Origin of the sequence: Pseudomonas sp. PSB11, from assembly GCF_014596605.1 — a bacterium.
Classification (GTDB): Bacteria; Pseudomonadota; Gammaproteobacteria; order Pseudomonadales; family Pseudomonadaceae; genus Aquipseudomonas; species Aquipseudomonas umsongensis.
Map to the genome: position 1 here is coordinate 1 of NZ_NOIO01000029.1, position 20,625 is coordinate 20,625.

The window sequence follows — 20,625 nt, forward strand, 5'->3', positions numbered from 1 at the left end:
ACGACAACCCACTGAAAAACGCCCCGCACACCGCGGCGGAGTTGGTCGGCGAGTGGTCGCATCCGTACAGCCGTGAGCAGGCGGTTTATCCGCTGGAGACCCTGATCGACGCCAAGTATTGGCCGCCGGTCGGCCGCGTCGATAACGTCTTCGGCGATCGCAACCTGGTCTGCGCCTGCCCGTCGATCGAAAGCTACGCTTAAACCAGCAGGGGGCGGGTTTACTCGCCCCTATCAAGCACACCACACCCCCTGTAGGAGCTGCCGCAGGCTGCGATCTTTTGATCTTGATCTTGAAAAAACAAGATCAAAAGATCGCAGCCTGCGGCAGCTCCTACACAAAGCATCTCCCGTGAAACGCCTATAACAAGAAACCGGAGAACAACCATGTCGTTAAGCGTGTTCGACCTGTTCAAGATTGGCATTGGCCCCTCCAGCTCCCACACCGTCGGCCCGATGCGCGCTGCCGCACGTTTCGCCGAAGGTTTGCGCCGTGAAGGGCTGCTCGCCGCGACCGCTTGCGTCAAAGTCGAGCTGTACGGCTCACTCGGCGCCACCGGTAAAGGCCACGGCAGCGACAAGGCTGTGTTGCTCGGCCTGGAAGGCGAACACCCGGACACCGTGGATACCGAAACCGTCGCCGCTCGCCTGCACGAAATTCGCGGCAATGGCCGCTTGAACCTCCTCGGCGAACACAGCATTGCGTTCAATGAGAAAGAACACCTGGCGATGATTCGCAAGCCGTTGGCCTATCACCCCAATGGCATGATCTTTCGCGCCTTCGACGCCGCGGGCTTGCAAATCCGCAGCCGCGAGTACTATTCGGTCGGCGGTGGTTTTGTCGTCGATGAAGACGCCGCCGGCGCCGACCGCATCGTCGAAGACGCTACCCCCCTGACTTTCCCATTCAAAAGCGCCAAGGACCTGCTCGGTCACTGCACCACCTACGGCTTGTCCATCAGCCAGGTCATGCTGACCAACGAAAGTGCCTGGCGCCCGGAAGCGGAAACCCGCGCCGGCCTGCTGAAGATCTGGCAAGTGATGCAGGACTGCGTCGCCGCCGGTTGCCGCAACGAAGGCATCCTGCCCGGTGGCCTGAAGGTCAAGCGCCGGGCAGCCGCGCTGCACCGGCAATTGTGCAAGAACCCCGAATCGTCGCTGCGCGATCCGCTGTCGGTACTGGACTGGGTCAACTTGTACGCCCTGGCGGTCAACGAAGAAAACGCCAACGGCGGACGCGTGGTAACTGCCCCGACCAACGGCGCGGCCGGGATCATCCCGGCAGTACTGCATTACTACATGCGCTTCATCCCCGGCGCGAACGATGACGGGGTGGTGCGCTTTCTGCTGACCGCCGCGGCCATTGGCATTCTGTACAAGGAAAATGCTTCGATCTCGGGCGCCGAAGTCGGCTGCCAGGGCGAAGTCGGCGTGGCCTGTTCAATGGCGGCGGGCGCCCTTTGCGAGGTGCTTGGCGGCACCGTGCAGCAAGTGGAAAACGCCGCGGAAATCGGCATGGAACATAACCTCGGGCTGACCTGCGACCCGATTGGCGGGCTGGTGCAAGTGCCTTGCATCGAGCGCAACGCCATGGGCTCGGTCAAGGCCATCAATGCCGTGCGCATGGCCATGCGCGGCGACGGGCAGCACTTCGTGTCCCTCGACAAGGTCATCCGCACCATGCGCCAAACCGGCGCCGACATGAAAAGCAAATACAAGGAAACCGCCCGTGGCGGTTTGGCGGTCAACATTATCGAGTGCTGATGCGCGCTCATCTCACACTTCTCCAGGAGCTGAATATGTCCACCGAACAACTGTTGAAAACGCCGTTGCACGCCCTGCACGTCGAATTGGGCGCGCGCATGGTGCCGTTCGCCGGCTATGACATGCCAGTGCAGTACCCGCTGGGCGTGATGAAGGAACACCAGCACACCCGCGAGCAGGCCGGCTTGTTCGATGTCTCGCACATGGGCCAGATTCGCCTGACCGGCGCCAATGCCGCCAAGGCACTGGAGACCCTGGTGCCAGTGGACATCGTCGACTTGCCGGTGGGCATGCAGCGCTACGCGATGTTCACCAACGAGACCGGTGGCATCCTTGACGACCTGATGGTCGCCAACCTGGGTAACGACGAACTGTTTTTGGTGGTCAACGCCGCCTGCAAGGACCAGGACCTGGCCCACCTGCGCAAGCACATCGGTGACCAGTGCACTATCGAGCCCCTGTTCGAAGAACGCGCCCTGCTCGCCCTGCAAGGTCCTGCCGCGGTGACTGTACTGGCACGTCTGGCGCCAGAAGTGGCAAAGATGACCTTCATGCAGTTCGCCCCCGTGAAACTGCTGGGTGTGGACTGCTTTGTCAGCCGCTCGGGTTACACCGGTGAAGACGGTTTCGAAATCTCGGTACCGGCCGCCAACGCCGAAGCCCTCGCCCGGGCCTTGCTGGCCGAGCCTGAAGTCGCGGCCATTGGCCTCGGCGCACGTGACTCCCTGCGCCTGGAAGCCGGCCTGTGCCTGTACGGCCATGACATGAATACCGATACCAGCCCAATCGAAGCCAGCCTGTTATGGGCCATCTCCAAACCGCGTCGTGCCGATGGCGCGCGCGCCGGTGGCTTCCCTGGCGCAGAAAGTGTGTTCGCACAACAACAAACCGGTGTTACCCGTAAGCGCGTTGGCCTGCTGCCGCAGGAACGCACACCTGTGCGCGAAGGTGCTGAAATCGTCAACGAAGCAGGCGAGATCATCGGCAGCGTCTGCAGCGGCGGCTTCGGACCAACCCTGGGCGCCCCTTTGGCCATGGGTTATCTGGACAGCGGCTACACCGCCATCGATACGCCAGTATGGGCAATCGTTCGTGGGAAAAAGGTGCCTTTGCTTGTAAGCAAAATGCCATTTGTTCCACAACGCTACTATCGCGGTTGATTGACTGTTCCTATAAGTAACGCGGTTGCGCTTACACTGCACTAATGTGTAACGCAACCGCCATAAAATAGTGCATCGTTTGGCTCTAAGCTTCGATTATGAACTTTGCTTATAACGATCGAAAACATTTGAACACCGTCAACGCATAAGCCCGCGCTAGTTGTCAGTGGTGTCAGCAACCTGAGCAAATCCGGGGCCTCCAAAGGGGCTTGTTTTTTCTCCCGTAGTTGGCGTAGAGTTTGTTCACTGTGTTTGCATGGGTCGCTTGGAATCGTGACCTGGGCAGTAGCCTACAAGTTAGCTACATCCCGTTCGACGTCTTCTTACTCTCCTGCAACCAGCCCCAGTACTCTTTCATGAGAAAGAGACTGTCATTAATTTTTTGCGTCAAAGGAAATAAGAAATGTCCCAACGTCAGAGCGGTACCGTCAAGTGGTTTAACGACGAGAAAGGTTTTGGTTTTATCACTCCTGAAAGCGGTCCGGATCTGTTCGTGCATTTCCGCGCCATCCAGGGCAACGGTTTCAAGAGCCTGAAAGAAGGCCAGAAAGTGACTTTCATCGCCGTGCAAGGCCAGAAAGGCATGCAGGCTGACGAAGTACAAGCAGAAGCCTAATCTTCTGTAACGAAAAAGCCCCTGATGCTGACATCAGGGGCTTTTTTGTGCGCGTAAATCCGTAAAATGGCTTCTTTTGCGCCCAGAGGCTGCCATGTCGAAACACCTGCTCAAACCCCAGGGCGACTTTCCCGCCGTCGGCCTGGGTCGTCGCCTGGCAGCAATGTTCTATGATTTCCTGCTGTGCACCGCCCTGCTGATCGTCACCAGCGGCGTCTACAAGATGGTCCAGATGGCGATCATCGGCGAAGAGAAAATGCGCACCCTGACCGAAGCTGGCGCGCTGGACGGTGACCCGCTGCTCTCGACGGTCTTGCTGTTCGTACTGTTTGGCTTCTTCGCCAAGTTCTGGACCTATTCAGGCCAGACCCTGGGGATGCAGGTGTGGTGCGTACGGGTACAGAATGCCGATGGCTCATCCATCAGCCTGTGGCAGGCGCTGCTGCGCTTTGTGGTGGCGATCGCATCGTTGCTGTGCGTAGGCCTGGGTTTCTTCTGGTCGCTGTTCGACAAGCAGAAGCGCAGCTGGCATGACATGTATTCCAACACCCAGTTGGTGCGGGTCCCGAAGAAGACCAAATAATTCAGCCATACGAAAACCACTGTGGGAGCGAGCCTGCTCGCGAAAGCGGTGTGTCAATCACTATCAACTTTGACTGTTACACCGTCTTCGCGAGCAGGCTCGCTCCCACAAGTTTTTTTGCTGAATGAGAGACCTCAGGCGTTGCCGGCCAACTTCATCCGCGCCGCCTGGGTAAAGTCCAGCATGCGCTTGAGCGGCCGAATCGCCTGCGGAATCAACGCCGGATCAACAAAGATCTCGTTCGCGCCCTCCTTCAAGCTCTTGAGCGTGCGCTCAAGGGTATTCATCGCCATCCAGGGGCAATGCGCGCAACTGCGGCATGCCGCGCCGTTACCGGCCGTTGGCGCTTCGATAAAGACCTTGTCCGGGCATAGCTGCTGCATCTTGTAGAAGATACCGCGATCGGTAGCGACGATCAGGGTCTTGTTCGGCAGGCTCTGTGCCGCCGCGATCAACTGGCTGGTGGACCCGACGGCATCCGCCAGCTCGATCACCGAGGTCGGTGACTCCGGGTGTACCAGGATCGCTGCATCCGGATACAGCGCCTTCATGTCTTCGAGCTGCTTGGACTTGAACTCTTCGTGAACGATGCAGGCACCGTCCCATAGCAGCATGTCGGCACCGGTCTGTCGCTGGATGTAAGTACCCAGGTGCTTGTCCGGCCCCCAGATGATGGTTTCACCGTTATCCATCAGGCTTTCGACGATTTCCAGCGCGCAACTTGAAGTCACCACCCAGTCCGCGCGGGCTTTGACCGCCGCCGAAGTATTGGCGTAGACCACCACCGTACGCTCCGGGTGCTGGTCACAGAACGCGGAAAACTCATCGACGGGGCACCCAAGGTCCAGCGAGCACGTCGCTTCCAGGGTCGGCATCAGGATGCGTTTTTCAGGGTTGAGGATCTTGGCTGTCTCGCCCATGAACTTCACACCGGCGACCACCACCGTCTTGGCCGGGTGGGCGTTGCCGAAGCGGGCCATCTCCAGCGAGTCGGAGACACAGCCTCCGGTCTCTTCGGCCAGGGCCTGAATCACCGGATCGCAATAGAAGTGCGCCACCAGTACCGCGTCCTGAGCCTTGAGCTCGGCAGCGATGGCGGCACGATAATAAGCTTCCTCATCGGCGGTCAGCGGCTTGGGCTGCTTGGCGTCGAGGTGGGCTTGAACCAGAAGGCGTTCGGAAATCTGCGTCATGTTCGCAAGACCTGCAGGCGCATTCGCGCGAAAGTCGAGTATACACCCGGCTCCGGCCCCAACAGGGTACCGCCGGGAAAGTGAGTTGATCAGGCACGGACAGCGCTGAAGCTGCGCAAGGCTACAGAATATCGGCAGGATGCAAAAGATGATTCTGACCTGCGCCCTGCAGTGCAGCCAAGGAACAGGTGGGCGTTAAATCGCAGGCAAAAAAAAACCCGGAAATCCTCACTTGCGTGGGCCTTCCGGATTTTCTAAACCGCCAAAAATGGTGGGTCGTGTGGGATTCGAACCTACGACCAATTGGTTAAAAGCCAACTGCTCTACCAACTGAGCTAACGACCCGCTGTGTGGTGGCGCGTATAATACTGATTTTTAAGGACTATTCAACACCTATTTTAAAATAATTCAAAAATAAGGTGTCGGGTCGCTGATTCCGGCCGCCGCAAAGCCTTCTGCGCGCAGTCGGCAGCTGTCGCACTTGCCGCAGGCACGGCCCTCATCGTCGGCCTGATAGCAGGAAACGGTCAGGCCGTAGTTCACGCCAAGCTTTACACCGGCCTGGACGATCTGTGCCTTGCTGAGGTTTTGCAACGGCGCCTGAATCCGGAAGCCATTGCCTTCCACGCCGGCCTTGGTCGCCAGATTGGCCATGCGCTCGAATGATTCGATGAACTCGGGACGGCAATCCGGGTAACCGGAGTAATCCACCGCGTTGACGCCGATGAAGATATCCCGTGCACCGAGCACTTCCGCCCAGCCCAACGCCAAGGACAGGAATACCGTGTTACGCGCCGGCACGTAGGTCACCGGAATGCCCTCGCCCAACTCTTCTGGAATATCGATGCTGGTGTCGGTTAGCGCCGAGCCGCCCATGCCGTTCAGGTTAAGGCCGATGACCTTGTGCTCGATCACACCCAGGTCGCGGGCAACGCGTTCGGCAGCGTACAACTCGGCGTGAGAGCGCTGGCCGTAGTCGAAGCTCATGGTGTAGCAGCTATAGCCTTCGGCACGCGCCATGGCCACGACGGTTGCCGAATCAAGGCCGCCGGACAACAGGATGACTGCGCGTTTTTCTGCAGTGTTGAGTGGTTCAGTCATTTCAGCGCCCCGGCTCGTCGTTCCAAAGATATTTATGCAGCTGCAACTGCAAACGCACTGGCAGGTTATCGGCCACCACCCAGTCCGCCAGGTCTCGCGCATTGAGATCGTGGTGGCTTGGCGAGAACAGGACTTCGCCGGCGCGCTGGTCCAGACCGTACTGGATCAACTTGGACACGGACCAGTCATAGTCTTCACGCGAGCAGATGACAAACTTCACCTGATCGTTGGGCGTCAGCAGCTCGATGTTTTCGTAGCGATTGCGGTGCGCCTCCTTCGAACCCGGGGTTTTCAGGTCGACAACGCGACTGACCCGGGAATCTACCGCCGAGATATCAATCGAGCCACTGGTTTCCAGTGACACTTCGTAACCGGCATCGCACAAGCGCTTGAGCAATGGAATGGCATTGGGCTGGGCCAGGGGCTCGCCACCTGTGACACAGACGTAACGCGGCCGAAAGCCGGCTACCTGCTCGAGGATATCGTCGAGGGTGCGAATAGTCCCACCGGTGAATGCGTAGGCGCTGTCGCAGTACTGGCAACGCAGAGGGCAACCGGTCAGACGCACAAAAACAGTGGGCAGGCCAGCAGTCCGCGTTTCCCCCTGCAACGAGTAGAAAACTTCGGTAATTCTCAATGTGTCTTGCATAGTCGCCACGGGCGTAACAGCTAAACAGGCTGTCCGCCTCCGTCAGGCACTTCAAGGAACCCCGGCAATGCGCAGGCCCCAAGAAGCGTGTTTCAGAAAATGGGCTTGAATTCTAACGAAAAAACCCGCGACAAGCGCGGGTTTCTTCGAAACGGGTCAAGCAGCCCTTACATTTTTTGCAAGTCACGCTGGGCCAGCTGAGCGGCGGAAGTGCCCGGATACTGCGACACAACCTGTTGCAAAATGCCTTTTACCTTGTCGGGATGACCCAGGCGGCGTTCTACGTCAGCGAGCTTGTACAGCGAGTCAGGCACTTTGGCGTGCTTGGGGTACAGCTGCGAAACCTTGGCAAATGCCTGACCCGCACCTTGCAGATCGCCTTTGGCCAGGTTCACTTCGCCCAACCAGTACTGGGCATTGCCTGCGTACTGGCTGTTCGGGTACTTGCGCAGGAAAGCGGCAAAAGCCTGGCTGGCCTTGTCGAAGTCCTTGGCCTTGATCAGGTCGAAGGCAGCGTCGTAATAGAGCTTTTCCTTCGCCGGATCTGCCGGCTCGCTACCCGAGGCGGGTGCTTGAGCGGCAGCCGCTCCCGCACCTGCAGCTGCAGCTGCGCCAGCTGCTGCACCAGGGGCATTCAAATCGCCACCGGTGGAAGAATTTTCAGGAGTCGCGGCAGGTGCAACGCCGGTTCCTATGCGCCGATCAAGATCCTGGTATCGCTCCAGGCTTTCCTGCTTCATGCGCGCTACATCATTTTGCAGAACCTCGATCGCACCTTGCTGGCGCTCGATCTGTTGCTGCATTGATTGCAGTTGGTTGAACAGCTCGCCCTGTGCCGAGACAGGGGCCGAAACCCCTCCCCCGGCATAGGCGCCGTTCGTACCGTAACCTGCAGGCGGATAACTGGTCCCGCTATTGTTATAGCCGGAATCGTTTTCGACCACAGGAACCGCAGCCCACGCCGCAAGCGGCGCGAGACTGAGAGCCAGGACAGTTACAGCACGACGGCACGTTCGCATGACGAATTACTTACGCAGTTCGACGCGACGGTTTTGAGCCCAGGACTGCTCGTCGTTGCCGGTAGCAACTGGACGCTCTTCGCCGTAGGAAACCAGTTCCAGCTGAGCTGGGGAAACACCTTGCAGTACCAGGTAGCGCTGAACGGCTTTCGCACGACGCTCGCCCAGTGCCATGTTGTACTCACGAGTACCACGTTCGTCGGTGTTGCCTTCCAGAACAACGCGAGCGCCGTTTGCTTTCAGGTCTTTGGCGTGAACGTCCAGAGCGCGCATGGCTTCTGGCTTCAGGTCCGAACTGTCGTATTCGAAGTAGAAAGTGGTGATAGCGCGCAGTGCAGCTTCTTCGCTCAGGGAGCCGTCAACTGCACCAGTGTTTGCGCCGTAACCAGCGTTTGGATCTACCGCGCCTTCACCGGCATTGTCGCCGCCTTTGGACGAGCAACCTACAGCTACAGCCATGGCCAGTGCCAGCGCAGCAAATTTACCAAACTTCAGCATTTCCATCGTGAAACTCCTAATGAACCCCAGTGTGTTAAGTACAACGTATAGCGCCGCGTCAGTTCAGGTAAGGGGACCAGGAAGGTTCTCTGACTTCGCCTTGAGCGGTAGGAAGCGGGAGCCTCACGCGTCCATTGATAGACACGAGCATCAAGACTCCCCGGCCCTGCTGGCGGGTGGCGTAGATTACCATGGTGCCGTTGGGCGCAACAGTGGGCGACTCGTCCAGAGTGCTATCAGTGAGGATTTTTACGCTACCGCGTTGCAAATCCTGGGCCGCCACCTTGAAATTGGTGAAACCTTCCTGACGATGGATCATCACCAGGGTCTTTTCATCGGCCGACAGTTTAGGGTTGGCGTTGTAGTTACCGACGAAAGTCACGCGCTCGGCACCACCGCCGCCCACGCTGGTCTTGTAGATCTGCGGCTTGCCGCCACGGTCGGAGGTGAAGTAGATGGTCGAACCATCCTTGCCCCAGAACGGTTCGGTGTTGATGCCCTGGCCGTTGGTGACGCGACTGATCTGGCGCGAGCCCAGGTTCATCACGTAGATGTCCGGGTTACCGTCCTTGGACAACACGAATGCCAGGCGATTGCCATCCGGCGACCAGGCTGGCGCACCGTTCAGGCCTTCGAAGTTGGTGATCTGCTCACGGCGACCGGTGTCGATGTTCTGCATGAAAATACGCGGACGCTTCTGCTCGAACGAGACGTAGGCGATACGCTTGCCATCGGGAGCGAAACGCGGCGACAGGATCGGCTCGCGCGATTGCAGCAGGGTCACGGCACGGGCACCGTCATAGTCCGAACGCTGCAGCGTGTAACGGGTGTTCTTTTCGGAGAAGCGCTCGGCCGTCACGTACAGCAGGCGAGTCGAGAACGCACCCTTGATACCGGTGAGCTTTTCGAACGACTGGTCGGCGATGTAGTGCGACATGTCGCGCAACTGATCGACGCTGCCCGACACGCTGCCGGTGAGCACTTGTTGCTCGGTGGCGACGTTGAACAAGGCGTATTGAACCTGCAGGCGACCGCCTGCTGGCGCAATGCTGCCGACCATGACGTACTGGGCACCCAGCGCCTTGAAGTCACGGAAGATGATTTCGCTCGCCTGGCTTGGCTGGCTGATCATGTTCTGTTTTGGAATCGGCGAGTAGTAACCCGAATTGCGCAGGTCGTTACCGATGATTTCCGCCATGTCGTCCGGCAGCACGCTGCCGCCCTGGTTGCCGAACGGCACGACTGCAATCGGAGTAGCCCGATCGCTGCCGCTGGTGACCAGAATGTTTTTCTCATCTGCCATCGCGATCCCTGCCATGCAGCAGATCACGACGAGCATTCCTCGAAGGAGGTTTCTCACGGGGCTAGATCCTCAGGTGTGAATGTCATCTTGAATGAACGATACGGAGCAAAATCGCTCGGCTTCATTCCCTGCATTTCTGTCAAACGTCCAATATTCTTCACTGCCGCTACGGCTGAAGCGTCAAACGGACCGTCGCCACTGGACTTGAGCACCTTGACCGAAGTCACCGTACCGTCCGGCAACATGCCGATTTGCAGCTGAACCGTCATGCCTTTGCGGGCCGAAGGTGGACGAGCCCAGCCTTCCGCTGCACGCAATCGAATCAGATCATCGAAGCTGCCGGCGACTTCGTCGCCCTGCTCATCCGCCAAGGCCTGCTGACGCTGAGGCGTGTCGGAAAGCAAATCTGCCAAGGCCTGGGCCTTCTTGTCTTCAGCGGATTTACGCGCCGCATCCTGCGATTTCTTCTTCGCAGCATCGGCAGCAGCTTTCTTCTTCGCTTCTTCGGCGACTTTCTTCTTCGCCTCTTCAGCTTCAGCTTTCTTCTTGGCGTCTTCGGCGGCTTTCTTCTTCGCGTCTTCGACGACCTTTTTCTTCGCTTCTTCAGCGGCCGCTTTCTTGGCCTCTTCTTCAGCAGCCTTCTTGGCTTCTTCTTCCGCTTTCTTCTTGGCTATATCAGCCAATTGTTTCTCTTCTGCCTTCTTGGCTTCGGCGGTCTTCTTCGCTTCATCGGCTTTCTTGGCTTCGTCGGCCTTCTTGGCCTCGTCAGCCTTTTTCGCCTCTTCCGCTTTCTTCGACTCGTCGGCCTTCTTGGCTTCCTCGGCCTTTTGAGCCGCTTCTTCTTTCTTTTGTTCCGCAGCCTTCACCGCTTCCTGTTCGACCTTCTTCTGTTCCAACTGCTCGACTTCGGTCTGGCGCGCGGCGGATTTCTTCGCCTCACCCGCAATCTTCTGATTGGTCTGGGTGGTTGCCTGACTTTTCGATTTCAGCTGGTACAGGGTCGCCTGGACAATCGGCTTGGCCGGCGGCAACTCCGGAGTGAAGGCAAAACTGACGAACAGCATGCCGAACACCAGCACGTGCAAGCCAATCGCCCAGACACTAGGCCAGAAGTAGCTTTCCGAGGCGGACGGCTCTCGCTGTTGCTGCATCAGGGCGCCTCGGTAATCAAGCCAACATTACCGACGCCGGCTTTCTGCAACCCGCCCATCGCGCCCATGACAGACCCGTAGTCGACGCTCTTGTCGCCACGAATGAAGACCTGGGTACGCTTGCCGCCTTCGTTGCCCACGCGAATGATCTTGGTCACCGCGTCAGTCATCTGCGGCAGGGTCATGGCGCGGTCTTGTTGCTTCTCTGTATCGACTTCGCTGCCAAGGTTCCAGTAGTAGGTCTTGTCAGCCTTGATCGAAATGGTCAGGACCTGGGTGTTGTTGTCCTGCGGCAAGGCTTCGCTGGAAACCTTCGGCAGATCAACTTTCACGCCCTGATTGAGCATTGGCGCGGTCACCATGAAGATGACCAGCAGCACCAACATCACGTCGATGTAGGGCACCACGTTCATCTCGGCGACCGGCTTGCGCTTTTTGCGAGCTCGAGCGATTAAAGCCATTGGGAATTACCTGCTTATTCTTCGCTGGTGTGCACTTTGCGGTGCAGGATCGCCTGGAATTCGTCGGCGAAGGTGTAGTAACGGCCCAGCAAGGTTTCGCTGCGGGCAGCAAAACGGTTGTAAGCGATAACGGCTGGAATGGCGGCGAACAGACCGATCGCAGTGGCGATCAGGGCTTCGGCGATACCCGGTGCCACGGTGGCCAGGGTGGCTTGCTGGGCAGTCGCCAGGCCACGGAAGGAGTTCATGATGCCCCAGACGGTACCGAACAGACCGATATACGGGCTCACGGAACCGACAGTGGCGAGGAACGGCAGGCTCTGCTCGAGCTTCTCTTCTTCGCGGGAAATGGCAACGCGCATGGCACGGGCCACGCCTTCCATGACCGCTTCCGGGTCAACGCCTGGCTGTTGGCGCAGACGGGAGAATTCCTTGAAGCCGGCACGGAAGATCTGCTCGACGCCGGAATCCGGGTCCGGGTTGCTACCCGCCTGGCGGTAGAGTTTGGACAGGTCGATACCCGACCAGAAGCGCTCTTCGAAGCTCTCCAGGGCGCGTCGACCGGCGCGCAGCAGGTTGCTGCGCTGAAAGATCATGATCCATGAGGTCACCGATGCGGCTACCAGGGTCAGCATTACCAGTTGCACCACGATACTGGCATTGCTGACCAGGCTCCACATGGAGGAATGGTCGACGACGTTAGCTTCCACGCTTTATCTCCTGCTTTGAGTGTGTACCCGCGCCGCTCACGGCGGCAAAGGCCGCTCGTAGAGCTTCGGGAATGGCCCGGGGTTTTAAACTTTCAGTGCGCACACAGGCCACCAGAAACTGCCCTTCACAGAGCAATACATCATCGGTGGCCCGCCTGACCTGCTGCTTGAAGCGCAGGCTGGCACGGTTCAATTCGACTACTTCAGCGCTTACCAGCAGCTCGTCGTCCAGTCGCGCCGGCGCGTGATAGCGCGCTTCGCTGGAATGCACGACGAACAACAGGTCCTCCCCGGCAAGCGTAGATTGGGCAAAGCCCAGCTCTCGCAGTCGCTCGGTTCGAGCCCGTTCCATAAACTTGAGGTAATTGACGTAATACACGATGCCGCCCGCATCGGTGTCCTCGTAATAAACGCGACAACGATGTGCGAAAGGCTCAAGCCCGTTTTGCGCGCGCATACTCTAGTGCTTACTCCTCGGGTTGCCAATCCGGCCAGGCAACTGTTTTTCAATGTTCTGCGGCTTTCGCGCAAAAGTACGGTCCTGGGACCACACAATGCCCGAAAAAATCAGCTCGCAATGTTAATTAATCGTCCACGGCATCAGGAAACTCGTCTACCACGGGCATCTCGCCCAATCGTGACGGAATGTTTAAGCCGAAGTGCAGGTACGCATGTCGCGTCACTACCCTGCCCCGCGGGGTACGCATGATGTAGCCCTGCTGGATCAGGTAGGGCTCCAGCACGTCTTCAATGGTGTGGCGCTCTTCGCTGATGGCCGCGGCCAGGCTGTCCACCCCGACCGGCCCGCCATCGAACTTCTCGATCATGGTCAGCAACAGGCGCCGGTCCTGGTGATCGAAGCCACGCTCGTCGACATCCAGCAGGTTCAGGGCCAGGTCGGCGATTGGCTTGGTGATATGGCCCTTGGCACGAACTTCTGCGAAGTCCCGCACCCGGCGCAGCAAGCGGTTGGCGATCCGCGGGGTACCGCGGGCACGCCGAGCGATTTCAAAGGCGCCTTCCGGATCCAGTGGCAAGCCAAGGATGCTCGCCGAACGGCTGACAATCGTCGACAGGTCGGCGTTGCTATAGAACTCCAGGCGCTGGACGATGCCGAAACGGTCACGCAGCGGGTTGGTCAGCATCCCCGCCCGCGTGGTCGCACCGACCAGCGTGAACGGCGGCAAATCAAGCTTGATCGACCGCGCGGCAGGGCCTTCACCAATCATGATATCGAGCTGAAAATCCTCCATCGCCGGGTACAGCACTTCCTCGACAATCGGCGACAAACGATGGATTTCATCGATGAACAGCACATCGTGTGGCTCAAGGTTGGTCAGCAGCGCCGCCAGGTCGCCCGGACGCTCGAGGACCGGCCCCGACGTGCTCTTGATCGACACGCCCATTTCCTGGGCGATGATATTGGCCAGGGTAGTCTTGCCCAGGCCCGGCGGACCGAAGATCAAGGTGTGGTCAAGGGACTCGCTACGCCCTCGGGCGGCCTGGATGAACAGTTCCATTTGCTCGCGAACGGTCGGCTGGCCGATGTATTCGGCCAGGCTGACGGGACGAATCGCGCGGTCCTGGACTTCCTCGCGATCACGGGGGGCACCCGTGGCGGCGATCAGACGATCAGCTTCAATCACTTAGATCATTCCCTTCAGGGCGCGACGAATCAGGTCTTCGCTGCTCAAGCCTTTCTCCTTGATGGCGGAAATCGCCTTGCTGGCTTCCTGCGGCTTGTAACCCAGGGAGATCAGCGCGCTGACCGCGTCGTTTTCGGCGGTATTGACCGGCACAGGTGCATCCGGCTGGTTAGGTACCAGGGCAAACATGGCCGGTACGGTTTCCCAGGCCTTGAAGCGATCCTTGAGCTCCACCAGCAGGCGCTCGGCGGTTTTCTTGCCCACGCCCGGCACCTTGGTCAGCGCCGAGGTATCCTGGGACTGCACGCAACGCACCAGCTCGTCGACTTCCAGGCTCGACATCAAGGCCAGGGCCAGTTTTGGCCCTACACCATTGAGACGGATCAGTTCGCGGAAAAAGTCTCGCTCACGCTTGCCGACGAAGCCATAGAGTAACTGCGCGTCTTCGCGCACGACCAGATGGGTGTGCAGCGTGAGCGGCTCACCGACCGACGGCAGGCGATAAAGCGTGGTCATGGGCACTTCCAGCTCATACCCCAGGCCGTTTACATCCAGAATCAGGTGCGGCGGCTGTTTTTCAGCCAGTGTGCCGCGCAAGCGTCCAATCACGTTACAGATCCTTGAGCGTTGACCAGCCCTGCGACAGCGGCTGACAGAACAAGGGTTTTGCGCCGACAACCCAGGCGCATGCCCCTTATTCCAGAAAAATGATTGCTGATGCTATCAGAGACGCAAGCGCCCGCCACGACTGCGTGCCGCGCCCAGGCCATGGGGCAACAGGCTGGAGCGGGTGTGCGCATGGCAAATGGCAATGGCCAATGCGTCGGAGGCGTCGATTTGCGGTTTACTGGTCAGCTTCAGCATGTGCATGACCATCATCTGCACCTGCTCTTTGTTGGCTGCGCCGGTACCGACCACAGCCTGCTTGACCTGGGTGGCCGTGTATTCGGCAATTTCCAGGTTTTCTTCCGCGCCGGCCACGATGGCCGCGCCACGGGCCTGCCCCAGCTTCAGGGCGGAATCGGCGTTACGGGCCATGAATACCTTTTCGATGCCCATGGTCACCGGACAGTAGGTCTGAATGATTTCCCGTACACCGCGATAAACGATCTGCAGGCGCTCGTGCAACTCGCCGGCGCCGGTGCGGATGCAACCGGAAGCCACGTACTCACAGCCACGGCCGGTATCGCGCACCACACCATAACCGGTAATGCGCGAACCGGGGTCGATACCAAGAATTAAAGTCATAACGCCTGCAGCTTAGGAAAGAACACTTTTTTCAATACAACGAATAACAAATGTGGGAGCGGGCTTGCCCGCGAATACGGCTTCACATTCAGCAACTATGTTGCCTGAAAATCCGCTTTCGCGAGCAAGCCCGCTCCCACATTGAATCCTGGTCGCCGTTAACCGAGCTGTGCGGCGACCGACTCCGGGATGTCCGCATTGGAGTAGACGTTCTGCACGTCATCCAGGTCCTCAAGCATATCGATCAGCTTGAGAATTTTTTCCGCGCCTTCCAGATCCAGTTCGGCACTGGTGGTTGGCAACATGACGATTTCTGCGTCATCACCTTTGAATCCCGCCGCTTCCAGCGCATTACGCACCGCATAGAATCCGGTGAACGAGGTGAACACATCGATAGAGCCGTCTTCGTTGCTGACCACGTCATCGGCATCGGCTTCCAGCGCAGCTTCGGTCAAGGCCTCTTCATCGACGCCTGGCGCAAAGCTGATTTGCCCCTTGCGCTCGAAAAGATAGGCCACGGAACCGTCAGTGCCGAGGTTGCCGCCGCACTTGCTAAACGCATGGCGAACAGCCGCCGCGGTCCGGTTGCGGTTGTCCGTCATGCACTCGACCATCACCGCCACGCCGCCGGGACCGTAACCTTCGTAGGTCAGTTCCTCGACGTTGTCGGCTTCGGTCGCGCCAGCGCCACGAGCAATGGCGCGATCAATGATGTCGCGGCTCATGTTCGCACCCAGGGCCTTGTCCAGCGCCAGGCGCAGGCGCGGGTTGGAGCCTGGATCGCCACCACCCTGGCGGGCCGCGACGGTCAGCTCACGAATCCACTTGGTGAAGATCTTGCCTCTCTTGGCATCCTGACGTTCTTTGCGGTGCTTGATGTTCGCCCACTTGGAATGACCTGCCATAACTCGCTCCGAATTCTCTTTGACACATTGCCCGCCCCGCTGCATCGCTTCGGCCGGCAAACAAAAATCTTGGATTGCTCTACATATGCACAAAGGGCGCATCCGCAGATGCGCCCTTCAGGTGAACCTTACTCTGCCTTGGGCGTTTCGCGCAGACGAATGTGCAGTTCGCGCAATGCCTTGGCATCAACCTGACCCGGTGCCTGAGTCATGACGTCCGCCGCGCTCTGGGTTTTCGGGAAGGCGATCACTTCACGGATCGACTGGGCACCGGTCATCAACATCACCAGGCGGTCCAGGCCGAAGGCCAGGCCACCGTGCGGCGGCGCGCCGTATTTCAGGGCGTCGAGCAGGAAGCCGAACTTCTCTTCCTGTTCCGCTTCGTTGATACCCAGCAGACGGAACACCGACTGCTGCATCTCTTTGCGGTGAATACGGATCGAACCGCCACCGAGCTCGGTACCGTTCAATACCATGTCGTAGGCACGGGACAGGGCGCCAGCCGGGTTCGCTTCCAGCTCTGCCGGGGTGCACTTCGGCGCGGTGAACGGGTGGTGCAACGCGGTGAAGCTGCCGTCGTCGTTCTCTTCGAACATCGGGAAGTCGACAACCCACATTGGCGCCCACTTGCAAGTCAGCAGTTCCAGGTCGTGGCCGAGCTTGATGCGCAGGGCACCCAGGGCCTCGCTGACGATCTTGGCTTTATCGGCACCGAAGAACACGATATCGCCATCGACCGCACCAACGCGATCGAGGATCACGTTGAGGTTGGCTTCAGGAATGTTCTTCACGATTGGCGATTGCAGGCCTTCGACGCCTTTGGCGCGCTCGTTGACCTTGATGTACGCCAGGCCCTTGGCACCGTAGATGCCGACAAACTTGGTGTAATCGTCGATCTGCTTGCGCGGCATGCTCGCCCCGCCTGGCACGCGCAGAGCGGCGATGCGGCATTTAGGGTCGTTGGCCGGGCCGCTGAACACCTTGAAATCGACTTCCTTGAGCTGGTCGGCAACATCCACCAGTTCCAGCGGGTTACGCAGGTCTGGCTTGTCGGAACCGTAGCGGCGCATGGCTTCTTCGAAAGTCATGTGCGGGAACTCGCCGAATTCCAGACCCAGCACTTCCTTGAACAGGTTGCGGATCATCTGCTCGGTCAGGCCCATGATCTCTTTTTCATCGAGGAAACTGGTCTCGATGTCGATCTGGGTGAATTCCGGCTGACGGTCGGCACGCAGGTCTTCGTCACGGAAGCACTTGGCGATCTGGTAGTAGCGGTCGAAGCCAGCCACCATCAGCAGCTGCTTGAACAGCTGTGGCGATTGCGGCAGGGCAAAGAACGAACCGGCGTGGGTACGGCTTGGCACCAGGTAATCACGCGCGCCTTCAGGAGTGGCGCGGGTCAGGATCGGCGTTTCGACGTCGAGGAAACCGTTCTCGTCCAGGAAGCGACGGATGCTGGTGGTCATGCGCGAACGCAAGCGCAGCTTCTCGGCCATTTCCGGACGACGCAGATCCAGGAAGCGATAGCGCAGGCGGGTTTCTTCGCCGACGTCGGAAAACTCGTTCAGCGGAAACGGCGGGGTTTCCGACTCGTTCAGCACTTCCAGCTCATAGCCCAGGACTTCGATCATGCCCGACGCCATGTTGGCGTTGGTGGCACCGGCCGGACGCAGGCGAACCTTGCCGGTGATCTTCACGACGTACTCGCTGCGCACGCGATCGGCGGCGGCGAAGGTTTCAGCGCGGTCCGGATCGAACACCACCTGGGCCAGACCATCACGATCACGGATATCGAGGAAAATCACCCCACCGTGGTCACGGCGACGATGGACCCATCCGCAAAGGGTAATTTCCTGGCCGTCCAGGCTTTCGTTCAGTTGGCCGCAATAATGGCTGCGCATCATGGTAGTGGTTTCACTTCTCGTAATTCGACATTCGTTTGGAACTCCTGCGCCGATCCGCTGGCGGATGACGCAAGAGCTCGCGCGTGTGGTTCAACTCAGGCCCTGAAACCTAGTCAGCTTTGTCGCCGCCGGCCAGGTTCTTCTTGGAACCGGTCTTGAAATCGGTCTCGTACCAGCCTGTGCCGCTGAGGCGGAAGCCTGGCATGGACAGCATCTTCTTAAGCTCTGGCGCCTGGCACGCAGGGCAGTCGACCAACGGTGCATCGCTGATCTTTTGAATGGCTTCCAACTGATGACCACAGGAAGCACATTGGTAATCGTACATCGGCATGGGGGTTGTCTCGGCGATCAGATTGCTACCGCGCACGCTGGGTTTTGCGGCAAAGAGCGGGATTATATCCATTAAATGCAGCCTGTGCAGCCGTAAGACTGCACAGATCGACACGCTGCTCCTTGATACATCAGGTTCAAGCCAGACCCGGGCAACGCCCCTCCTTGCGACTGTGGACAACACAGACCACCCGCACCAGCCCGCTGAAATTTCTCACCCCGCCATGACGCAAATGCACCTGGCGATCGACATGGGACAGCAACGCGCTGACCGAACAGCTATTGACCCTGGCCATGTCGGCTAAAATATCCCAATACACCTGCTCAAGCCGCAAACAGGTGGCAAAGCCATTCAATCGCACCGATCGGGACAACGGCCGGGCCAACCCCATATCGAACTCACTGACAAATGGATCGACCGCTATATCCTTGGTCAGCCCGCCCCTTCCCTCACCTCTTCCGCCTTCATATTCCATATCGCTGACACTCCTTTGCCATTTGCGGTTTCTATAAAAGCAATGTGAGTGCTTATAAAAACGCCAGGGCAAAGTTATAGCCAGATGACTTTATGACCATCCGCGTAGGATAAGCCAACAACGGAAGGCGGATGAGGGAGAGCGTCCTAGTCCGGCACTTTTCCTACAGAAACGAGCGAAGATTCGCTCAAGCAACTAGGTGCCATCCTGACGAAAAGGAGCGCGCGAACAACGATGCCATCGGCGCATCATTGATCCAAGAGAGCGCGCAGCATCCACGCGGTTTTCTCGTGGACCTGCATGCGTTGGGTCAGCAGGTCAGCCGTAGGCTCGTCGCTGACTTTTTCGAGCAACGGGAAGATCCCTCGGGCGGTGCGCGTGACAGCCTCCTGGCCCGCCACCAGTTGCCTGATCATGTCTTCGGCGGCCGGCACCCCCTCTTCCTCCTTGATGGAAGACAAGCGCGCATAAACAGAATAGGCGCCCGGGGCCGGGAACCCGAGCGCGCGAATTCGCTCGGCAATCGAATCGACCGCCAAGGCCAACTCGTTATATTGCTCCTCGAACATCAAATGCAGGGTGCGAAACATCGGGCCGGTGACGTTCCAATGGAAGTTATGGGTTTTCAGGTAAAGCACATAGGTGTCCGACAGCAGACGAGAAAGTCCGTCGACGATGGACTTGCGATCTTCTTCACTGATACCGATATCGATTGCCATGTTTTTCCCCTAAAGGTGATGAAGTTCATCCAACAGGTGCAGGACCACTCTAGCAAGCCTGTCGCCAGGCTGCAGCCCGCAAGCCTCGTCGGGCGACAGCAAGGGCCGCGATGCACCGCTGGACTCCTTGATTTGAGTAGCCTGCAGCTTTGCTGTTAAATAGACCGCGTGTCGTCAGTGCCTATTTTTTCGGGCGCTGCGCATAGGCTGATACCGGGCACGTGTCCAACGCCTCTTATTTATTCCGAAGCGAACCGTGCGCCATCAGCTCTTCCTTGTGAGCTGTCTTAACGTGAGTTAATCAAAATGTTGAAAATCGTCCACCTGCTGATAGGCGCAGCGGCCTTGCTGCTGTCCTTCTTCCCTAGCCTGCGATCTGAAGCCCTGCCTTACCTGCAACAACCCGAGGCGCTGTACCTGGCCTTTTTTGGCCTGCTCAACCTGACACTTGCTCCAGTTATCCCTTACTGGAACAAAGGCCCGCGCCATCAATTGCAGAACCTGGTCAGCGCCCTGCTGGTGCTGGCTGTCGTCCTGCAAACCCTGACGCTGATCGCGGAGATTTCGGTCATTGCCGGTCAGCCTGCCGTGCTGTTCAGCCTGGTTGCAGCCCTGATCGCTGTTGCCCTGCACCTGGCCATCAGCTTCTACAAATCGTCACCGGCCGCCGCTTCGCCTAGCTATGACATGAGCAACCGTGATACCGGTACCGTCAAGTGGTTCAATACATCCAAAGGCTTCGGCTTTATTTCACGCGACTCCGGCGATGATATTTTCGTGCATTTCCGGGCCATTCGCGGTGAAGGCCATCGCGTTCTGGTCGAAGGCCAGCGCGTCGAGTTCTCCGTCATGAATCGTGACAAAGGCCTGCAAGCCGAAGACGTCATCGCCGCCCTGCCGCGACGCTGATCAACGGCAACAAAAAAACCGCGAACGAGTTCGCGGTTTTTTTATGCCTGCGTTTCTGCCGGCGCTACTACTTAATAATGCGGCGGTGGCGCTTCTTCTTCGAAAGACTCGAACTGGCCGACCATTTCCTCTTGCCGCTTGAGGAGCGCGGCCATTTGCAGCTGCAGGCGCTCGACAACCCGCTGCTGCGCCACCAGGACATCATTCAATGCCTGGAGGGTGTCATCCTGAAACGCCAGGCGGCTTTCAAGGTCGGTGACGCGCTCTTCGAGGTTCATGAT

The 20,625-nt window shown here is 58.6% G+C and carries 25 protein-coding genes and 1 tRNA gene; 6 read left to right on the top strand and 20 right to left on the bottom strand.

Features of this window, described 5'->3' with window-relative positions; genetic code table 11:
* The 5 genes from CGA21_RS25095 to CGA21_RS25115 form a co-directional block, all read left to right on the top strand.
* A partial coding sequence (locus CGA21_RS25095; protein ID WP_188265287.1) for a hypothetical protein occupies positions 1-203 on the top strand: 203 nt, incomplete at its 5' end.
* A gap of 183 nt (positions 204-386) precedes the next feature.
* On the top strand, positions 387-1,763 hold the full coding sequence (locus CGA21_RS25100) for an L-serine ammonia-lyase (RefSeq protein WP_110752910.1): 1,377 nt from the start codon (positions 387-389) through the stop codon (positions 1,761-1,763).
* A gap of 35 nt (positions 1,764-1,798) precedes the next feature.
* Complete coding sequence (gene gcvT / locus CGA21_RS25105; protein ID WP_110752908.1) at positions 1,799-2,923, top strand: glycine cleavage system aminomethyltransferase GcvT; 1,125 nt, start codon at positions 1,799-1,801, stop codon at positions 2,921-2,923.
* A 403-nt stretch (positions 2,924-3,326) separates the two neighbouring features.
* Positions 3,327-3,539, top strand: coding sequence for a cold-shock protein (locus tag CGA21_RS25110; RefSeq protein ID WP_007977299.1), 213 nt, complete (start codon positions 3,327-3,329; stop codon positions 3,537-3,539).
* A 94-nt stretch (positions 3,540-3,633) separates the two neighbouring features.
* A complete protein-coding gene (locus CGA21_RS25115; protein ID WP_188265288.1) occupies positions 3,634-4,122 on the top strand; it encodes an RDD family protein in 489 nt (162 codons plus the stop codon).
* A 134-nt stretch (positions 4,123-4,256) separates the two neighbouring features.
* Here CGA21_RS25115 and nadA read toward each other — a convergent pair whose 3' ends face one another.
* The 19 genes from nadA to CGA21_RS25210 form a co-directional block, all read right to left on the bottom strand.
* Entirely contained in the window at positions 4,257-5,315 is a 1,059-nt protein-coding gene (gene nadA, locus CGA21_RS25120) for a quinolinate synthase NadA (protein WP_188265289.1), read from the bottom strand.
* A gap of 269 nt (positions 5,316-5,584) precedes the next feature.
* Positions 5,585-5,660 (bottom strand) — tRNA-Lys (locus CGA21_RS25125).
* A gap of 63 nt (positions 5,661-5,723) precedes the next feature.
* Positions 5,724-6,416: a 7-cyano-7-deazaguanine synthase QueC gene (gene queC, locus CGA21_RS25130; RefSeq protein ID WP_110752903.1), complete on the bottom strand. Its 693-nt coding sequence runs from the start codon at positions 6,414-6,416 to the stop codon at positions 5,724-5,726.
* Between the two features lies 1 nt (position 6,417).
* Positions 6,418-7,065: a 7-carboxy-7-deazaguanine synthase QueE gene (gene queE, locus CGA21_RS25135; RefSeq protein WP_007995628.1), complete on the bottom strand. Its 648-nt coding sequence runs from the start codon at positions 7,063-7,065 to the stop codon at positions 6,418-6,420.
* Between the two features lie 167 nt (positions 7,066-7,232).
* A complete protein-coding gene (gene ybgF / locus CGA21_RS25140) occupies positions 7,233-8,084 on the bottom strand; it encodes a tol-pal system protein YbgF (protein ID WP_188265290.1) in 852 nt (283 codons plus the stop codon).
* Between the two features lie 6 nt (positions 8,085-8,090).
* Positions 8,091-8,588, bottom strand: coding sequence for a peptidoglycan-associated lipoprotein Pal (pal, locus tag CGA21_RS25145; protein WP_003178634.1), 498 nt, complete (start codon positions 8,586-8,588; stop codon positions 8,091-8,093).
* 52 nt (positions 8,589-8,640) lie between these two features.
* On the bottom strand, positions 8,641-9,921 hold the full coding sequence (gene tolB / locus CGA21_RS25150; RefSeq protein ID WP_173667181.1) for a Tol-Pal system beta propeller repeat protein TolB: 1,281 nt from the start codon (positions 9,919-9,921) through the stop codon (positions 8,641-8,643).
* Between the two features lie 17 nt (positions 9,922-9,938).
* Complete coding sequence (gene tolA / locus CGA21_RS25155) at positions 9,939-11,036, bottom strand: cell envelope integrity protein TolA (RefSeq protein ID WP_188265291.1); 1,098 nt, start codon at positions 11,034-11,036, stop codon at positions 9,939-9,941.
* Positions 11,036-11,488, bottom strand: a complete 453-nt coding sequence (gene tolR / locus CGA21_RS25160; protein WP_162276380.1) for a protein TolR — start codon at positions 11,486-11,488, stop codon at positions 11,036-11,038. Before tolR ends, tolA begins: the two co-directional genes overlap by 1 nt.
* A gap of 23 nt (positions 11,489-11,511) precedes the next feature.
* Complete coding sequence (gene tolQ / locus CGA21_RS25165; protein WP_007995636.1) at positions 11,512-12,207, bottom strand: protein TolQ; 696 nt, start codon at positions 12,205-12,207, stop codon at positions 11,512-11,514.
* Positions 12,197-12,664 carry a tol-pal system-associated acyl-CoA thioesterase gene (ybgC, locus tag CGA21_RS25170; protein WP_110752897.1) on the bottom strand — a complete coding sequence of 156 codons (468 nt, stop codon included), beginning with the start codon at positions 12,662-12,664 and terminating at the stop codon, positions 12,197-12,199. Before ybgC ends, tolQ begins: the two co-directional genes overlap by 11 nt.
* Positions 12,665-12,791: 127 nt before the next feature.
* Positions 12,792-13,853, bottom strand: a complete 1,062-nt coding sequence (ruvB, locus tag CGA21_RS25175; protein ID WP_110752895.1) for a Holliday junction branch migration DNA helicase RuvB — start codon at positions 13,851-13,853, stop codon at positions 12,792-12,794.
* Positions 13,854-14,462 (bottom strand): Holliday junction branch migration protein RuvA, encoded by a 609-nt coding sequence (gene ruvA, locus CGA21_RS25180; RefSeq protein ID WP_110752893.1) that lies wholly within the window; start codon positions 14,460-14,462, stop codon positions 13,854-13,856.
* A gap of 114 nt (positions 14,463-14,576) precedes the next feature.
* Positions 14,577-15,101 carry a crossover junction endodeoxyribonuclease RuvC gene (gene ruvC / locus CGA21_RS25185; RefSeq protein WP_110752891.1) on the bottom strand — a complete coding sequence of 175 codons (525 nt, stop codon included), beginning with the start codon at positions 15,099-15,101 and terminating at the stop codon, positions 14,577-14,579.
* Between the two features lie 158 nt (positions 15,102-15,259).
* On the bottom strand, positions 15,260-16,006 hold the full coding sequence (locus tag CGA21_RS25190) for a YebC/PmpR family DNA-binding transcriptional regulator (RefSeq protein ID WP_110752889.1): 747 nt from the start codon (positions 16,004-16,006) through the stop codon (positions 15,260-15,262).
* Between the two features lie 128 nt (positions 16,007-16,134).
* Positions 16,135-17,910 carry an aspartate--tRNA ligase gene (gene aspS / locus CGA21_RS25195; protein ID WP_020798462.1) on the bottom strand — a complete coding sequence of 592 codons (1,776 nt, stop codon included), beginning with the start codon at positions 17,908-17,910 and terminating at the stop codon, positions 16,135-16,137.
* A 109-nt stretch (positions 17,911-18,019) separates the two neighbouring features.
* Positions 18,020-18,241: an FmdB family zinc ribbon protein gene (locus CGA21_RS25200; protein ID WP_007977333.1), complete on the bottom strand. Its 222-nt coding sequence runs from the start codon at positions 18,239-18,241 to the stop codon at positions 18,020-18,022.
* A gap of 136 nt (positions 18,242-18,377) precedes the next feature.
* Entirely contained in the window at positions 18,378-18,716 is a 339-nt protein-coding gene (locus tag CGA21_RS25205; RefSeq protein ID WP_110752887.1) for a ribbon-helix-helix domain-containing protein, read from the bottom strand.
* A gap of 248 nt (positions 18,717-18,964) precedes the next feature.
* Positions 18,965-19,435, bottom strand: a complete 471-nt coding sequence (locus CGA21_RS25210) for a Dps family protein (protein WP_020798464.1) — start codon at positions 19,433-19,435, stop codon at positions 18,965-18,967.
* A gap of 306 nt (positions 19,436-19,741) precedes the next feature.
* On the opposite strand from CGA21_RS25210, the gene CGA21_RS30270 reads away from it, so the two are divergent.
* Positions 19,742-20,344, top strand: coding sequence for a cold-shock protein (locus CGA21_RS30270; protein ID WP_020798465.1), 603 nt, complete (start codon positions 19,742-19,744; stop codon positions 20,342-20,344).
* A 71-nt stretch (positions 20,345-20,415) separates the two neighbouring features.
* Here the strand turns inward: CGA21_RS30270 and CGA21_RS25220 are convergent, their stop codons facing one another.
* Positions 20,416-20,622 carry a SlyX family protein gene (locus CGA21_RS25220; RefSeq protein WP_110752885.1) on the bottom strand — a complete coding sequence of 69 codons (207 nt, stop codon included), beginning with the start codon at positions 20,620-20,622 and terminating at the stop codon, positions 20,416-20,418.
* Positions 20,623-20,625: the final 3 nt, after the last annotated feature.

Coding starts and splice junctions, on each gene's coding strand:
- gcvT (WP_110752908.1), top strand. CDS start 1,799: ATGTCCACCGAACAACTGTTGAAAACGCCGTTGCACGCCCTGCACGTC.
- tolA (WP_188265291.1), bottom strand. CDS start 11,036: ATGCAGCAACAGCGAGAGCCGTCCGCCTCGGAAAGCTACTTCTGGCCT.
- CGA21_RS25200 (WP_007977333.1), bottom strand. CDS start 18,241: ATGCCGATGTACGATTACCAATGTGCTTCCTGTGGTCATCAGTTGGAA.
- CGA21_RS30270 (WP_020798465.1), top strand. CDS start 19,742: ATGTTGAAAATCGTCCACCTGCTGATAGGCGCAGCGGCCTTGCTGCTG.
- CGA21_RS25115 (WP_188265288.1), top strand. CDS start 3,634: ATGTCGAAACACCTGCTCAAACCCCAGGGCGACTTTCCCGCCGTCGGC.
- CGA21_RS25100 (WP_110752910.1), top strand. CDS start 387: ATGTCGTTAAGCGTGTTCGACCTGTTCAAGATTGGCATTGGCCCCTCC.
- CGA21_RS25190 (WP_110752889.1), bottom strand. CDS start 16,006: ATGGCAGGTCATTCCAAGTGGGCGAACATCAAGCACCGCAAAGAACGT.
- ruvC (WP_110752891.1), bottom strand. CDS start 15,101: ATGACTTTAATTCTTGGTATCGACCCCGGTTCGCGCATTACCGGTTAT.
- CGA21_RS25210 (WP_020798464.1), bottom strand. CDS start 19,435: ATGGCAATCGATATCGGTATCAGTGAAGAAGATCGCAAGTCCATCGTC.
- tolB (WP_173667181.1), bottom strand. CDS start 9,921: ATGCTCGTCGTGATCTGCTGCATGGCAGGGATCGCGATGGCAGATGAG.
- ybgF (WP_188265290.1), bottom strand. CDS start 8,084: ATGCGAACGTGCCGTCGTGCTGTAACTGTCCTGGCTCTCAGTCTCGCG.
- CGA21_RS25205 (WP_110752887.1), bottom strand. CDS start 18,716: ATGGAATATGAAGGCGGAAGAGGTGAGGGAAGGGGCGGGCTGACCAAG.
- queE (WP_007995628.1), bottom strand. CDS start 7,065: ATGCAAGACACATTGAGAATTACCGAAGTTTTCTACTCGTTGCAGGGG.
- ybgC (WP_110752897.1), bottom strand. CDS start 12,664: ATGCGCGCGCAAAACGGGCTTGAGCCTTTCGCACATCGTTGTCGCGTT.
- CGA21_RS25220 (WP_110752885.1), bottom strand. CDS start 20,622: ATGAACCTCGAAGAGCGCGTCACCGACCTTGAAAGCCGCCTGGCGTTT.
- queC (WP_110752903.1), bottom strand. CDS start 6,416: ATGACTGAACCACTCAACACTGCAGAAAAACGCGCAGTCATCCTGTTG.
- CGA21_RS25110 (WP_007977299.1), top strand. CDS start 3,327: ATGTCCCAACGTCAGAGCGGTACCGTCAAGTGGTTTAACGACGAGAAA.
- nadA (WP_188265289.1), bottom strand. CDS start 5,315: ATGACGCAGATTTCCGAACGCCTTCTGGTTCAAGCCCACCTCGACGCC.
- aspS (WP_020798462.1), bottom strand. CDS start 17,910: ATGATGCGCAGCCATTATTGCGGCCAACTGAACGAAAGCCTGGACGGC.
- pal (WP_003178634.1), bottom strand. CDS start 8,588: ATGGAAATGCTGAAGTTTGGTAAATTTGCTGCGCTGGCACTGGCCATG.